Here is a 14,881-nt window from a genome sequence, read left to right on the forward strand (position 1 = left end):
TTTTTACTAATCGTTTGACTGATACGAATTATTACGATGCAGCATTAATTACATTGGTTGCTATGATGGAATAGTTTTTTTTATAAAGAAACAGTATCTTTTAGTAATTATAGTTGAAAGATACTGTTTTTAGAGACTGTAAAATAGTTTGTGTAAGGATGAATGATTCCTTAAACTTATTTCTTTAAACATTAGAAAAAGGAGTTCCTTTCTCGTATGATTGGTTTGAACAAAAAACACATACAGAAAGAAGAACTCCTTCATGAATGATTTTACCAAAGATTTTGCTCAAGCTCTATTCAATCCAGACAAAATAAATGATTCATATTGGTTATACTTGGTAAAACGCAATGATGACAAGTTCTTTAATGTAGCTACGTGTTGAACGAACCGCATCAAGTAGCGGCGCATCTCCATCGCACTTGCCCATGGTTCAAAAGCAAACATTGTTGACCAATATAACCAGAAGTTAGATTCAAAGAATTCCTTAGTGAAGACTTCATTAATCTTCTTATTTTGCAAGTCTTTTTCGGGAGTTAAACAAAGATCAACAATTTCCTTCACTGCCTTTGGTGTCAAAAGAAGTTGCCCATCAGTCGGCAAAGCTTGACCACGATTTACAATTACTCTAGTTTTAGCATAACTTGGATCTTTTCTATTTAAACGATAGAAGGAATCCAAAATAGATTCACCTTCATGGTCAGGCGAAGGGATTGATCTAAATAAATCCCACAAACATTCAAAGTGCGGCTCCATTTCACGACCGCCACGAATGATGTAACTTTCCTTTTCTTTATTATAGATCCCATCCATTGAGCCACCAGGCAGACCTAATTCTTCAAAAATGTGAATTTTCTCGCCCTTCATTTGGCCATCACGAATTAAAAAGACAGCAGTAGCTAATGCAGCCAAGCCACTACCAACAATATAAGCAGATTTTTGATCAACATCTTTAGGTTTATCAGCCTTAACAAAGGCTTCATAATTGCCATTACTATAATGCATAATTGACACTTCTTTCAATAATCGTTACACTTGTAACTATTTACGCTTATAATATAATGTAAGCGGTATCAGTTGTCAAACATTTTACATTTGGGGATGATCTTGATGAATATGAAGAGTCTGCATACGCAGCAACAAATTGAACATGCATTATTCAAATTACTACAAAAAAAGCCTTATACGGAGATCTCTATTGCAGAAATCACCCGTAAGGCTAAGGTATCTCGTACTTCCTTTTATCGCAATTATGACCAAAAAGATGAAGTCATTGCGCAATTTTTATTTAATCAATACCATAATTTTATCGCTGATATTGATCAACATAATTTGAGAACTTTTAAGCAGCAGCTTACTGCCTACCTTGAATTCTTCAAAGATAATCCTCAACTAATGAAATTACTGCTTGATGCAGGATTTGAAGGAGAATTACTTAATTTTCAAACTAAATATTTGAAAAAGCTGATGTCAGTTTACCATTCTGATGTCCACCTACCCGACTATGCAATAGCCTATCAATCTGGTGGAATCTATATGCTGTTAGTCTGGTGGGTTAAGCAAAATTACCAGACCAGCTTGACTGATTTAATCACTTATGCCGAAAAACACATTATGCTGTAACTAAAAAAGAAGAGCTCACAAATCGAGCTTTCATTTTCAAAATTATTGCAATTTCTTGCATTTTTTACCAAAGTTAAAGTAGAAATTCATTACAAAGGCGATAATTAACAAAATCAATGAAACCAACATAATTTCCTTAATACCGCCGTGGAAAATAGTTCTCATTGTTGGCACTAAGTTTTGCGGCAAACTCTTGGCACTTTGCGCATCACTCAATTTATTCATCATGGTCATCGTGATTCCCTTGTGCGTTTGAACTCCGCTGGCCAAGTTCAGATTCATAATTACGCCATAAACAGCAGCCATTACTGTTTGAGCTAAAATTCTGATCAAATATGAAGTTGAAGTGGCCGTTGCCATATTCTTTAGTCCCGCATCAAGTTGTACCTTTAATTGCAAAGCAACAAAGATAAAGCCAACCCCAATGCCAGAAAATGCACCAATAAAGGTCAACATCTGCACAGGCGTATGTATGCCAGAAATAAACAAACCAGCTGATGAGATAATCATGGCAACTATTCCAATCAAAACTAATTTAAAGGTTGTCATATGCTCCTGAATCGCTGCTACACTTTGAGATGCGATAATTTCAACAATCGAATTTGGAATTAACGTCATCCCACCAATTAAAGCTGACAAGCCTAGTAATGCCTGAGCCCACATTGGCATATAGGTATTTACTGCTAAAAAGGCACCCCAAGTAAAGGCAAATAATAAAAAGTCGCCATCTAAATCTTTATTTTTAAATAAAGAAATTGGAATAATTGGATTGTCTGCATGACCTTCGCGAATAAAGAAAAAGACGATGAAGACTAAACTAATTATAATCAATCCAATTATGATCCAGCTAGCGGTTAAACCAACTAGTTGCACGCCCATCAAGAATAAAAGCAGTCCGATTACTAATAAAGTAGCACCAGGGATATCGAAAACCGGTGTCTTTTTTGGAGTAACCGGTTTGTAGTAAATTAAACAAATCAAAAATGCGATTAAGCCAATTGGAATATTGATATAGAAGACCCAGTGCCAAGAGAAAGCATCAATTAACCAACCACCAACAAGTGGCCCTAAGATCGCAGCCCCATTCCAGCTGGCAGTTAAATAGCCTAATACTTTGGTTCTCGTTTTAATATTTTTAAACACATAACCAGCAATGATATAAGGTAAAGAACCCATACCACCTGCACCGATTCCCATGATAAAGCGAGAGCACAGAAAGAAAATAATATTTGGCGCTATCCCCTGTAGAGCCGATCCCAAAACAAAGAGTAGCAATGAAAGCTCAAAGGCTCGTTTGTTAGTGATTTTCTCTCCGATCTTTGTCCAAATCGGAATCGAAATCGACATTCCTAATAAGAAAATTGCCACAATCCAACCCATGAATTGAATTCCGTGCAAGGCCGCGACGATGGCTGGAATAGCGGTATTAATAATAGTTCCGTCTAGCCCCGACATCACGTTGCCAAGCATCAAGGCTGCCGTCACCATTGTAATCTGTTTTTTATTCATGCTTAACTTCTTTCTATGGTATGTAAAAAGCGTTAGACAAAAATTTCTAACGCTTTTGAGTAAAAAAATATGGAGGATACAGGGCTCGAACCTGTGACCTCCTGCTTGTAAGGCAGATGCTCTCCCAGCTGAGCTAATCCTCCATTATGGGGCGGAATGTGGGAATCGAACCCACGCATGCTGGATCCACAAACCAGTGTGTTAACCCCTTCACCAATTCCGCCATCAACGGTCCATATGGGATTTGAACCCATGATCTCCTCCGTGACAGGGAGGCGAGATAAACCACTGCTCCAATGGACCAAACTAGAGGAGGATGTGGGATTTGAACCCACGCGCGGCATAACCGCCTAACGGTTTTCAAAACCGTCCCCTTAAGCCACTTGGGTAATCCTCCATAGCCGAACAGATACTAGTATACCAAAGTGAGAAGATAACGCAAGACCTTTTTTAAAAAAAAGCAAAAAAATAAAGCCTTTCGGCTTCATTAACTATGTAAATTTTTCTGGAACAGCAAATACTTATATTCTTTGCCAGCAATTTCAATAAAACGTTGGGTAGCAATATTACGCCAGCCAAAGTGCTTAAAGAATTCTTGTGCATCTTTATCTTCAGCCAGACACCACAAGTAAATCTTGCCATAACCCATCTTCTTCAGTTCATTTTCTGCGGCATTTAGCAAGGTCTTACCTACATTGTAGCCTTGAAAATCAGGTTTAACATATAATGCCATCAACTCACCGCAGCCAAGCATTCTAGTGTCACGTGGACGACCATAGCTAACGGCTGCTTGAACCTCGTTATTATCGTCTTTAAAAACTAAATTATGACGACCACTCTCATTGAGTCGTTTTACCCAAGCAGTAGCCGGAATATTATCCAAAAATACATCTGGTAGCACGCCTTTATACGTCTCTTGCCAAGTTGTTTGGAAAAGCTTACTTGTTTGTTTTGCTTCGTCTTCACTAATTAATGGTTTAATAATCATATTTACTTCTTCTTTGTCAAAACAGTCACAGCCTCTACATGTGGCGTTTGTGGGAACATATCAACAGGATCGATTCGCTTAAATTCATAACCTTGTTCTTGGAACAAAAGCAAGTCGCGAATCATTGTTGCAGGATTGCACGAAATATAAACGACCTTCTTAGGTCCAGTCTTAACTGTCGCATTAATAAATTCAGGTGTCAACCCTTTTCTCGGTGGATCAACAAAAACCACATCGGTCTTCATACCCTTTTTAGCCCAACGCGGCATTATTTCTTCAGCCTTGCCTAAGTAATACTTTGCGTTTTCAATACCATTTAGCTCGGCATTGTCCTTGGCATCCTTGATCGCATCCCGGACAACTTCGATTCCACGCACGGCCTTCACATGCTTAGCTACACTCAAACCAATCGTTCCAATTCCCGAATATGCATCAATTACTACATCATCCGAACCTAAATCTGCTTGCTTAATCGCTAAATCATACAAGCGCGGTGTTTGCAGCGAATTAATCTGGAAGAAACTTTGAGGTGAGATTCTAAACTTTAAATCACCAATTTGATCAGTAATCTGGTCATTACCGAAAACTAGGTAATCCTTTTTACCCAAAATCACATTGGTCTTCTTAGGATTATAGTTCAAGACTAAACCTGAAACCTTAGGAATCTGGCTAATCTCAGCTGCAACACCCATCATTTGTGGGAAATCCTTAACCCGGCTGACCAAAATAACCATTATCTCGCCATTAGCCTTACTACGACGCACATCAAGATAGCGTATAATTCCCGTATTGTTTACCTCGTCATAAGGCGCAATCTTGTACTTGCGCAACACATCACGCACTGCAACCAATACACGATCAATTTCCGGATCAGTGGTAAAGAAATTTGTCAAAGGCACTAAATCATGTGAATGTCGTCTAAAAAAGCCAATCTCAAGCTGTCCATTATATTCTCGCACAGGAACTTGGGCCTTGTTGCGATACCCTGTTTGCTCAGGACTAGGCAAAGTTTGTCCTACTTCAATCTCATCTAAATGTGCCTTCTTAAGTAAGTTAACAACTTGATTACGCTTGAATTCAAGTTGCTTATCATACTTGATATGAGCTAAAGAAGCGAGTCCCGTTTGAACCCATTGATTCAACTTGATCTTAACTCGATCAGGACTTTCTTTTTTTATTTCTTCAATTTTAGCAAAAGCAAAGTTCTTCTTAACCTTTAAAATCTTTGCACTAACCACTTCACCTGGAAGTGCATTAGTAACAAATACGGTCATTCCCTCGTAATGGGCCACACCCATTGCTTCATACGAAAGATCGGTAATTTCTAAATCTATAATTTGATTCTTTTTCATACTCACTCAACCTTAAAAAAATAGCTCTCTATTATTATAATACTTGACCAATCTTTGTGCTTCAAAAAATAATCGACTGCTTTTTAGAACCAACTATCACCCATATACGCATGCAAAATGTGGTTAGCCGCTACTTTCAACCTCAAATAATTAATATTATTAGAAAATAGCATAATCATACGCTTGGTCTTGTAATTCGCAACAAAGCAGCAATTATAACCAGGGATACTGCCATTAGCGCGAATGATGTCACCATTAAAATACACTCCACCAAAATAAGCTACCGTCTGATGCTGGGCTTGGTGGTAATACTCGTTTACCATTTTAGGATTTTTCAGCACATCGTTATATACAAACTTCCAATAATCAATTGGTGACATGAATAAGTTCCCTGCTCCAAAGTCCGACGACGTCGTCACTGTCACTTGGTGCCAGTCAACATTTTTACTCATTGGCTGAGGGATCTCGTTTTGGTTAACCTCAGAAAAATCCTTAACTTTCTGGAGCTTAAGTGGCTTAGCAAAATCGGTCTGAATATAAGCATTATAACTTAAATTAGTCTGCTTGCTAATAATAGCTGCTAGCAATTCATAATCAACATCTTGGTAATCCCAAGTATGAAGATGATCATTCTCCATGTGATTAAGCATATAAGCTATTTGCTCTTTCTGATTTTTAAGCGGAGAAGATGGTCGAGCATTGTTAACCAAGCCACTAGTATGATTCATCAGCTCATGAATTGTAATATCTTTACTACCTGAAACTTGAGGATAATAGTTAGATAAAGAGGTATTCCAACCTAATAACTTTTCTTGTTGCAGCTGATAAATTGCAGTTCCTGTCATAATTTTTTGTAGCGAAGCAATCGGAAACAATTGATTAGCGTTAACTATTTGGCTTGAATCAGTGGTCTCCTTATTTTGGACAACAATCGGTTGTCCCTTTTTATCATTAATTAACATTACACCGTTGATATGATGAAACTTCATATAATCATGCAGCTGTTCTTTCTGATTCTTAATGCCATTATCCAGCTTATCCCCTGGCTGCACAATGAATAAAAATATTGCAAAGGCACAAAGTGCCAAAAAGATGGATAAAGCTCGTTTTTTATGCATAAAGATTCCTCTTAATTACTATCCCAAGCAATGTAATAACTATATTTCCTCAATTGTAAATCTAGTATCTAGGAAGACTCAACTATTTGGTTAATTTTTGCATCTAAAAATATTTTACTTAAATCTATTGACATACTTTTTTAATCTTGCTATCATATTGCTCAACAAGAAACGAAAAGTAGCAACTTTGTTCAGCGTTCAGAGAACTGGTGGTAGCTGCAAACCAGACAGGCAAAGTTTGACGAAATACGTCGTTATAATGTTGTTCGGAAAAATTCAGAACCGTTACCATCTGATAGAGATTCAAGTTCTTATGCTTGAAAGAGTGGGTGGTACCACGGCTATTGTCGTCCCGTTGACTAATAAGTCAACGGGATTTTTTATTTGGAGGAATATAAAAATGAAGAAAAAGAAAGTTTCCTTTACTGAATCAATTATTATCTTAATTGCACTCCTCACTATTCTGGGATTGGCAGTTATCAAGCTTGCCCTTTCTCCAGAAGTGCCAGTTTTATTCATTGTCCTTTTACTTACCTTTTGGGCTAGACTGCGTGGCTTTTCCTGGCAAGATGTTCAAGATGGCATCAAAGAAGGAATTAGTGTAGCCATTATTCCGATTTTTATCTTTATTTTAATCGGCGCTTTGATCGGGATCTGGATTAAAGCGGGAATCATCCCTTCCATCATGGTCCTGGGTTTCCACTTAATCAGTGGTAGTTTCTTCGTTCCATCTGTTTTTATTGTTTGTTCAATTATTGGGATGGCAATCGGTAGTGGTTTTACCACAATCTCAACTGTTGGGATTGCGCTTTTTGGGATCGGAACTAGTATGAACCTTAATCCTGCCTTAGTTGCTGGGGCAATTATCTCTGGAGCTGTTTTTGGCGATAAGATGTCTCCTTTATCCGATTCAACCAACCTTTCTTCAGCAGTTGCCGAAAGTGAATTATTCGCCCACATTAAAAATATGATGTGGTCAACCATTCCTGCTTTTGTAGTTTCATTAATTTTATTCTGGATCTTAGGCAACAGTGGCAACATGGATCCAACTAAGATTGAACGTACTTCACATATTTTACAAACTAACTTCAGTATCAGCTGGTGGGCAATTGTCCCAATTATCTTGATGATCTTTTGTGCTTGGCGCAAAATTTCCGCAATCCCTACGCTCTTTTTAAACATTGCGATTACTGTAATCATGATTTTTATTCAAAGTCCCCACGAATCTATTCAATCGCTTAACAATTTAGTTATGAACGGCTTTGTGGCTAAAACTAGTGATGCTTCTGTTAATGCCTTATTAACCCGTGGTGGTATTTCCAACATGATGGCTACAGTAGCTTTGATCATTTCTACCTTATCTTTGGGTGGGATGCTCATGAAGTTCAACATTGTTCAAAGTGCAATGGAACCACTCGTTAAACATTTAACCAAGCCTGGTCGTTTAATTACGGTCACCATTTTATCTGGTATCTGTATCAACCTTTTTGTTGGTGAACAATACCTATCAGTTATCTTACCTGGTCGTGCATTTAAGCCGGCTTTTGATAAAATTAAGCTTTCACCATTAGCCCTTAGCCGCGTACTTGAAGACGGCGGTAGCGTAATTAACTACTTAATTCCCTGGGGTGTTGCCGGTTCATTCGCCGCTTCAACTTTAGGTGTGCCAGTTTTACATTTCTTACCATTCGTCTTCTTCAGTCTTCTTTCACCAATCTTCTCTATTTTGAGCGGAATCACCGGAATCGGCTTGAAGTGGGCTAAAGAAAAGTAGAAAATAATCATATCAGTAAAAAAGTTCCTAAGACCATCGTCTTTAGGAACTTTTTTACGCAATCTACTAGCTAACGGTTGTGTCATGTTGCAACCAATTATTACTCTTTTCTTGACATTACCATTCGATCATTCACAGCAGCTCTTTTTGGTATCACTTTATAACCTCGTCAAATTCACTTCACCAGCCTTCATTTTTGGGATTGTCTTTACCGTAATTAGGAAAAATGACCAGCAGGCAAAATTACCTTTAAAATCATATTTTTCCGACCAGTGGGATAATAACTTCTTTCCTACTTTTGCTTGGACTTTATTTTATCTCATTGCTATGCCTAATCTGCAGCAACACGGGCATTTTCACAATATTGCCACATTCATCTGGCAATTCTTCAGTGATAATGCCACACCTCATCTTTGGTACAGCGTCATGATGCTGCAATTTTTGCTTATCATGCCTGGAATCAAATCAGTCTGCAACTGGGTCCAGCATTCTTATCGACGACTACTAATCGCAGTTATTAGTTCCGGAATTATTTACTTTGCCTGGTTAATTTTTTATGATCACTTCATTTTAAATGGTCCCGAGGCTACCCATTGGTATTTATTAGATCGTATCTTTATCAGCTTTTTGATCTTTGGGCTCTACGGTGGCTTAAGCTGGAATTTTCATCATGAAATTCAAACTTTTCTGTTTACATATTGGTGGCTAATTGTGGGATTTTACCTTTTAACCTATTTTAGGACCAGAGATTTATTTTTAGCCACTTTCAAATTAACAGACCTAACCAACGACAGTTATTACCTACCTTCAATGGCAATTTATGCTTTAGCGGTTATCCTCTTGATTTACCTAATCTGTATTGCACAAAAAGTCTTTAATATGAACTACTGGCTAAAATCAATTCACTTTCTAGCTTTTTATGCTTATCGAGCATTTTTAGCCAATGTTTTTTGGGATCGTATCTTTTGGCAATATTTTAATTTTAAACAGCTAGCTTTACAAAATATTTATTTAGCTGTCTTACTACTTTGGATTTGTACATGGTGTGCTTCATATTTATCTGTTTATGTAGTTCACCACCTTTGGCTTAAAATTAATGGTTCTGTCGGTCCATCCTAATTTGCGCACGTCGATATTCCTGACTGTCACGCGTAGGTTGAGCAACTATATCTGTAATTATTATTTCATGATCATTTCGTTCAAAGACGATTGCTTGGTCTAATTCCGCATTTACTTTTTTATTGATAGTGGTATCTTGATTAAATTTTAAATCATCAAGCTCCCGATCAATAAATGTTTTTTGCGAACTCGTCAGCTGATGATATTTTTCTGCCGCTTCTGGAGTAAAGGACAAGATCGTCTCCCGTCTGAATTCACCTATTTTATCTGGATATTCACTTCTTTGACCACGGATGTCATTGTCAATATATCTTTTTTCCATCAAAATCACTTCCTTTATATCTTCACTATACAGGAGGCGATTTTCTTTAGACATCTTTCTGCCTACTTTAGTTTTTTCATAAGAAAAACTTTACTATTATTCATTTGACCACTAAATACGGTAAAATAGATAAGACAAGTAAATAAAAGGAGTGTATATTTCATGGATAACTTTTCAAATACTCCAGGACGGCGTCAAGTCCAGGATATTTCTGCAGTTAACAGCTTCTTGACTAAGATGTACAGTCTCATGATTTTGGCTGTTTTAGTTTCTGCAGCAACTGCATTCTTGACTACGACTGTGTTTGCATCTGCAATTGCTAACATGTCACAAGCCGTTTACTGGATCATCGTATTTGTTCCAATTGTTTTATGTATGACAATCAGCTTTAAGGCAGCAAAGAACCCAACATTAGGCATCGTTCTTCTGTTGATTCTTTCCGCAGTCTACGGCTTCGAATTTGCCTTTATCGCAGGAGCATTTACTTCCGCTTCAATCGCTGGTGCCTTTTTATCAGCAGCTGGCGTGTTCGCAGCAATGGCCGTCTTCGGTTCTGTAACTAAGCGCGACTTGAGCAACTGGGGTTCATACCTTGGCGCAGCTTTGATCGGGTTCTTAGTTGCATGGCTCGTTAACGCCTTCTTCATTAGAAGTGGCGCTGCAACCTTTATCTTCTCCTGCATCGGTGTGTTAATCTTCACTGGCTTAACTGCCTACGACGCACACAATGCTAAGAAGATTTTCATGACCTACGGCGGTCAAGTTTCAGATACTGGTTTAGCCGTTATGGGGGCTTTAAGCATGTATCTCGACTTCATCAACATCTTCATGTTCTTGCTACAAATCTTTGGCATGGGCGGAGATCGCGATTAATTAATTTCCATACAAACATAGCGTTGATTAGCTTTTACACTAGTCAACGCTATTTGTTTTGCTTAAATTTTATCCACCAACATAAAATTCAATATGCTGTTGCAAATTGTTAAATTCAACTGGACAATAACCACCGATCTCACCATCAAGATTAACTGGTAAGTCTTGCCCTTCACTTTTACCAATCAACTCGGCCTTCAGGCTACGCGTTTTGGTATAAATGATATTGGGATCATCAACATGTTTACCATTCAAAGCCAATGCCATCAACTTCATCATGCTAACAGGGTCAGAAGGCTTGACCACGATCAATTGGAATAATCCATCACTAAGCTGTGCATCAGGCATAACTTGCTCAAAACCACCAATTGAATTAGTCATTCCTAGTAGGAACATTGATAATTTTCCTTCATAAACGCCATCATCATAAGTCAAACGCATCTCATTCTCAGTCAAGTGTGGCAACATTTCTGCCCCCTTGATTAAGTATGCGGCATAACCCAAAGCTGACTTAACCTCAGATGGTACGCCATATGTTAACTCAGTTAAAGAACCGCTGGCAGCAATATTAACGAAATATTGAATTTGGTCACCAAAAACAGCTTTACCGATATCCATTTTACGAGTTTTATTCTTTAAGATTACTTTAGCAGCATCTGGAATATTATCACGTGGAATGGCTAATGCACGAGCATAATCATTAGTAGTCCCAGCAGGAATAATTGCCATTTTAGGCCTGTTTTCTAAAAAGGCAATCCCGTTAACTACTTCATTGATTGTACCGTCCCCGCCAGCTGCTACGATTAAATCAAAGCCTTCCTTAGCAGCACGAGTAGCTTCATTGCGAGCACTATTTTCTTCAGGTGTAGTTCTAAAAGCACTAGCTTCGTAGCCTGCTTGTTCTAATACATCTAAAATATCGGCCACATTCTTTGGCATCTGTTCGTGACCTGATACAGGATTATAAATTAATCTTGCTTTTCTAGTCATAATTACTACCTAACGTTCTAAAAATTAACGACTTTGCAATTCTTGGTTAAGTAACTTGTTAACCATCTTAGGGTTAGCCTTACCACGAGTTTGCTTCATGATTTGACCAACTAAGAAGCCGATTGCACGATCCTTACCATTCTTAAAGTCTTCAACAGATTGAGGGTTATCATCAACAACCTTCTTAACCATTGGAGCTAAAACAGAAGTATCTGACAATTGAACCATACCATTATCTTCAACATACTTCTTAGGATCAGTACCATTTTCAATAGTTTCGGCAAAGACCTTCTTAGCGATCTTAGATGAAATAGTACCATCTTTGATCAACTTGATCATTTCTGCTAAGTGTTCTGGAGTAAGCTTAATGTCATTCAAACTTACACGGTGATCGTTCAAGTAACCATTTACTTGAGTGTTCATCCAGTTAGCAGCAAGAGTTGGATCAGCACCAGCTTCGACTGCTGCGTCAAAGAAGTCTGAGCTTTCCTTAGTTTGAAGCAAAACATTTGCATCGTATGGCTTCAAACCGTACTTGTTTACATAATCATCGTAACGATCAAATGGGCTTTTTGGAAGTTCCTTAGCAATTTGATCGATCCATTCTTGGCTAATATGGTCAGGAGCAATATCTGGTTCTGGGAAGTAACGGTAATCCGATGCGCCTTCCTTAACACGTTCCAAAACAGTCTTACCAGTTGCTTCGTCAAAACGACGAGTTGAAAGTTGAATATGACCACCAGCTAATAGAACTTGTTCTTGACGCTTTTCTTCATATGCAAGTGAACGACGTACGTGATCGAATGAGTTCAAGTTCTTCATTTCGACCTTAGTACCAAGTTCCTTTTGACCTGCTGGACGGATGGAAATGTTAGTATCAACACGCATTGAACCTTCTTCCATCTTAACGTCTGAAGCACCAGTAAACTGAACAATCTTACGTAACTTTTCAAGGTAAGCGTAAGCTTCTTCTGGATCTTCCATATCTGGTTCAGAAACAACTTCAAGAAGTGGCACACCCTGACGGTTTAAGTCAACGTATGAATAACCGTTAGTTCCGTGAGTGTTCTTACCGGCATCTTCTTCAATGTGCATTTCGTGAATACCGATTCTCTTCTTCTTACCACGAACTTCAACTTCGATGTAACCATCACGAGCAAGTGGTTGGAAGAACTGAGTAATCTGGTAAGCCTTTGGGTTATCAGGGTAGAAATAGTTCTTACGATCAAAATGAGTAGTTGGCAAAATGTGAGCGTGGGTTGCGATGGCAACCATAATACCTAAACGGTAAACGTTCTTGTTAACCATTGGCAAGGTACCAGGCATAGCCCAGTCAATTACATTAGTCTCCGTGTTTTGTTCAGCACCATATGTTACTGGTGAAGGAGAGAAAATCTTACTCTTTGTCTTTAATTCGAAGTGGACTTCAAGTCCGATAGTCGATTTAAAATTCATTCAATTAGTCCTCCATTCCAGTTGGTGTTTTTTCATAAAACTTGTTAGTGCGTTCGATAAAGTCAGCAGTCTTGAAGACATTACCTTCATCAAAACGCTTAGCCATAACTTGTAAACCGACAGGCATCCCATCAACTAAACCAGCTGGAACACTAGCTGCAGGAATACCTGCTAAGTTGGCAGAAATAGTTAAAATATCATTGTTGTACATCTTAATTGGGTCTGAAACTTCTTCGCCAATACCAAATGCTGGCTCAGTAGTAGTTGGTCCAACAATTACATCATTTTCTGCAAAGATCTTGTCAAAGTCATCACAGATCAAGGTTCTAACCTTAGCAGCTTGTCTAAAGAAACGGTCATATGAACCAGCTGAAAGGGCAAATGAACCAAGCATAATTCTACGCTTAACTTCAGCACCAAAGCCTTCAGAACGTGATTTAACGTAAACATCAAGTAAGTTCTTAGTGTCCTTAGCACGGTAGCCGTAACGAATACCATCGTATCTTTGCAAGTTTGAAGAAGCTTCACTTGAAGCAATGATGTAGTAGTCAGGAACAACGTATTTAGTATGTGGCAATGAAACCTCATTGATCACTGCACCAGCATCCTTCAAAGCATCGATTTGCTTTTGAATAACTTCACGCATCTTACCGTCAACTGCTTCCATGTATTCCTTAGGAACAGCTACACGGAGACCCTTAACATCTTGACCGATAAACTTGGTAAAGTCAGGTACTTCACGGGTTGAAACAGTTGAGTCATGCTCATCTGCACCAGCAATTACGTTTAATACTTCAGCTGAATCCTTAACGCGCTTAGTCATTACACCAATTTGATCAAGTGAAGAACCAAATGCGATAAGACCCCAACGTGATACACGACCGTAAGTTGGCTTAATACCAAAAATACCGTTAAATGCGGCTGGTTGACGAATTGAACCACCAGTATCTGAACCAAGTGCTGCTACAACTTGACCACTAGCAACTGCAGCTGCTGAACCACCAGATGAACCACCAGGAACTTTATTTAAATTCCATGGGTTGTGAGTAGCACCATAATATGAGTGTTCAGTTGATGAACCCATGGCAAATTCATCCATGTTGGTCTTACCTACAAAGGTTACGCCAGCCTTCTTAAGCTTAGAAATAACTGTTGCATCATACATTGGCATGTAGTTGTACAAAATGTGACTAGCAGCAGTTGTCTTAATCCCGTTAGTGATGATGTTATCCTTAATTGCGATTGGAATACCTGCTAACTTACTCTTGGAGTAGTCAAGGTTATCTGCAGGCTTAGCATCATCTAAAACAGTGATCCAAGCATTTAACTTCTTATCTGTATCCTTAATGTTTGCCACAGTGTCTTTAGCTAACTTATCTGCTGACAAGTCACCGCTGGCAAGCTTTTTGTTTAATGAATCAATATTTTCGTTTAAGTAATTCATTACTCGTCCTCATCCTTATTAATAATTACAGGAACCTTAATGTAGCCGTTTGCCTTTTCAGGAACGTTAGCCATCAATGTTTCTCTGTCTTGTCCTTGCCAGTGTTCAGGTTTATCTTCTCTGAAGACAGTATCACGATCAACAACTTGAACTGTTTCATCAACACCCTCAGTATCAACTTCACTAAGTTGATCAGCCATATTGATAATTGATCCCATTTGATCAGTAAATTTATCTAATTCTTCTTCATTAAACGCAAGTCGCGAAAGAGTCGCAACGTGTTTAATGGTATCTTTTGTGATTTCCACGCAAAT

General features: G+C 38.4%; 13 protein-coding genes, 4 tRNA genes and 1 pseudogene. 4 read left to right on the plus strand and 14 right to left on the minus strand.

The features are described 5' to 3' along the window. Positions 1-309 precede the first annotated feature (309 nt). Positions 310-1,005, minus strand: a pseudogene (locus tag CP367_RS02680) (oleate hydratase); the annotation flags it as partial. Between the two features lie 105 nt (positions 1,006-1,110). On the opposite strand from CP367_RS02680, the gene CP367_RS02685 reads away from it, so the two are divergent. Further along, positions 1,111-1,623 carry a TetR/AcrR family transcriptional regulator gene (locus tag CP367_RS02685; RefSeq protein ID WP_005725250.1) on the plus strand — a complete coding sequence of 171 codons (513 nt, stop codon included), beginning with the start codon at positions 1,111-1,113 and terminating at the stop codon, positions 1,621-1,623. Between the two features lie 42 nt (positions 1,624-1,665). On the opposite strand, the gene CP367_RS02690 is transcribed toward CP367_RS02685, so the two are convergent. From CP367_RS02690 to CP367_RS02725, 8 genes are all read right to left on the minus strand, one after another. Beyond that, complete coding sequence (locus CP367_RS02690; protein ID WP_065989445.1) at positions 1,666-3,132, minus strand: MFS transporter; 1,467 nt, start codon at positions 3,130-3,132, stop codon at positions 1,666-1,668. A gap of 70 nt (positions 3,133-3,202) precedes the next feature. Beyond that, positions 3,203-3,275: transfer RNA gene (locus tag CP367_RS02695), tRNA-Val, on the minus strand. A gap of 4 nt (positions 3,276-3,279) precedes the next feature. Further along, positions 3,280-3,355, minus strand: a tRNA-His gene (locus CP367_RS02700). Between the two features lie 6 nt (positions 3,356-3,361). After that, a tRNA-Asp gene (locus CP367_RS02705) sits at positions 3,362-3,435 on the minus strand. A 7-nt stretch (positions 3,436-3,442) separates the two neighbouring features. Further along, positions 3,443-3,529 (minus strand) — tRNA-Ser (locus tag CP367_RS02710). A 90-nt stretch (positions 3,530-3,619) separates the two neighbouring features. After that, the gene (locus tag CP367_RS02715) at positions 3,620-4,120 is read right to left on the minus strand and encodes a GNAT family N-acetyltransferase (RefSeq protein ID WP_005720949.1); all 501 of its coding nucleotides are present in this window, start codon (positions 4,118-4,120) and stop codon (positions 3,620-3,622) included. Positions 4,121-4,122: 2 nt separating this feature from the next. Further along, positions 4,123-5,472: a 23S rRNA (uracil(1939)-C(5))-methyltransferase RlmD gene (gene rlmD, locus CP367_RS02720; protein ID WP_005720948.1), complete on the minus strand. Its 1,350-nt coding sequence runs from the start codon at positions 5,470-5,472 to the stop codon at positions 4,123-4,125. 83 nt (positions 5,473-5,555) lie between these two features. Beyond that, on the minus strand, positions 5,556-6,590 hold the full coding sequence (locus tag CP367_RS02725) for a serine hydrolase (protein ID WP_054832648.1): 1,035 nt from the start codon (positions 6,588-6,590) through the stop codon (positions 5,556-5,558). 400 nt (positions 6,591-6,990) lie between these two features. On the opposite strand from CP367_RS02725, the gene nhaC reads away from it, so the two are divergent. Continuing rightward, positions 6,991-8,364, plus strand: coding sequence for a Na+/H+ antiporter NhaC (nhaC, locus tag CP367_RS02730; protein WP_005725243.1), 1,374 nt, complete (start codon positions 6,991-6,993; stop codon positions 8,362-8,364). Between the two features lie 84 nt (positions 8,365-8,448). Then, a complete protein-coding gene (locus CP367_RS02735; protein WP_057726169.1) occupies positions 8,449-9,483 on the plus strand; it encodes a hypothetical protein in 1,035 nt (344 codons plus the stop codon). Here CP367_RS02735 and CP367_RS02740 read toward each other — a convergent pair. After that, positions 9,458-9,805, minus strand: coding sequence for a hypothetical protein (locus CP367_RS02740; protein WP_005725239.1), 348 nt, complete (start codon positions 9,803-9,805; stop codon positions 9,458-9,460). The genes CP367_RS02735 and CP367_RS02740 overlap by 26 nt on opposite strands. Positions 9,806-9,967: 162 nt before the next feature. Here CP367_RS02740 and CP367_RS02745 point away from each other — a divergent pair, with 162 nt between their 5' ends. Continuing rightward, the gene (locus CP367_RS02745; RefSeq protein WP_005725237.1) at positions 9,968-10,678 is read left to right on the plus strand and encodes a Bax inhibitor-1/YccA family protein; all 711 of its coding nucleotides are present in this window, start codon (positions 9,968-9,970) and stop codon (positions 10,676-10,678) included. A 69-nt stretch (positions 10,679-10,747) separates the two neighbouring features. On the opposite strand, the gene CP367_RS02750 is transcribed toward CP367_RS02745, so the two are convergent. Genes CP367_RS02750 through gatC form a run of 4 tightly spaced genes read right to left on the minus strand, consistent with a single transcriptional unit; the run spans position 10,748 to position 14,875 of the window. Further along, on the minus strand, positions 10,748-11,668 hold the full coding sequence (locus CP367_RS02750) for a diacylglycerol kinase family lipid kinase (protein WP_005724311.1): 921 nt from the start codon (positions 11,666-11,668) through the stop codon (positions 10,748-10,750). A gap of 24 nt (positions 11,669-11,692) precedes the next feature. Further along, positions 11,693-13,123: an Asp-tRNA(Asn)/Glu-tRNA(Gln) amidotransferase subunit GatB gene (gene gatB, locus CP367_RS02755; RefSeq protein WP_089145647.1), complete on the minus strand. Its 1,431-nt coding sequence runs from the start codon at positions 13,121-13,123 to the stop codon at positions 11,693-11,695. 4 nt (positions 13,124-13,127) lie between these two features. Next, on the minus strand, positions 13,128-14,567 hold the full coding sequence (gene gatA / locus CP367_RS02760; RefSeq protein ID WP_089145648.1) for an Asp-tRNA(Asn)/Glu-tRNA(Gln) amidotransferase subunit GatA: 1,440 nt from the start codon (positions 14,565-14,567) through the stop codon (positions 13,128-13,130). Next, positions 14,567-14,875 (minus strand): Asp-tRNA(Asn)/Glu-tRNA(Gln) amidotransferase subunit GatC, encoded by a 309-nt coding sequence (gene gatC / locus CP367_RS02765; RefSeq protein WP_005720935.1) that lies wholly within the window; start codon positions 14,873-14,875, stop codon positions 14,567-14,569. The genes gatA and gatC overlap by 1 nt, the downstream gene beginning before the upstream one ends. Positions 14,876-14,881: the final 6 nt, after the last annotated feature.

Source organism: Lactobacillus sp. UMNPBX16, from assembly GCF_002553775.1.
GTDB lineage: Bacteria > Bacillota > Bacilli > Lactobacillales > Lactobacillaceae > Lactobacillus > Lactobacillus crispatus.

Coding starts and splice junctions, on each gene's coding strand:
- CP367_RS02715 (WP_005720949.1), bottom strand. CDS start 4,120: ATGATTATTAAACCATTAATTAGTGAAGACGAAGCAAAACAAACAAGT.
- rlmD (WP_005720948.1), bottom strand. CDS start 5,472: ATGAAAAAGAATCAAATTATAGATTTAGAAATTACCGATCTTTCGTAT.
- CP367_RS02750 (WP_005724311.1), bottom strand. CDS start 11,668: ATGACTAGAAAAGCAAGATTAATTTATAATCCTGTATCAGGTCACGAA.
- CP367_RS02685 (WP_005725250.1), top strand. CDS start 1,111: ATGAATATGAAGAGTCTGCATACGCAGCAACAAATTGAACATGCATTA.
- nhaC (WP_005725243.1), top strand. CDS start 6,991: ATGAAGAAAAAGAAAGTTTCCTTTACTGAATCAATTATTATCTTAATT.
- CP367_RS02735 (WP_057726169.1), top strand. CDS start 8,449: ATGTTGCAACCAATTATTACTCTTTTCTTGACATTACCATTCGATCAT.
- gatA (WP_089145648.1), bottom strand. CDS start 14,567: ATGAATTACTTAAACGAAAATATTGATTCATTAAACAAAAAGCTTGCC.
- gatB (WP_089145647.1), bottom strand. CDS start 13,123: ATGAATTTTAAATCGACTATCGGACTTGAAGTCCACTTCGAATTAAAG.
- CP367_RS02690 (WP_065989445.1), bottom strand. CDS start 3,132: ATGAATAAAAAACAGATTACAATGGTGACGGCAGCCTTGATGCTTGGC.
- CP367_RS02745 (WP_005725237.1), top strand. CDS start 9,968: ATGGATAACTTTTCAAATACTCCAGGACGGCGTCAAGTCCAGGATATT.
- CP367_RS02725 (WP_054832648.1), bottom strand. CDS start 6,590: ATGCATAAAAAACGAGCTTTATCCATCTTTTTGGCACTTTGTGCCTTT.
- CP367_RS02740 (WP_005725239.1), bottom strand. CDS start 9,805: ATGGAAAAAAGATATATTGACAATGACATCCGTGGTCAAAGAAGTGAA.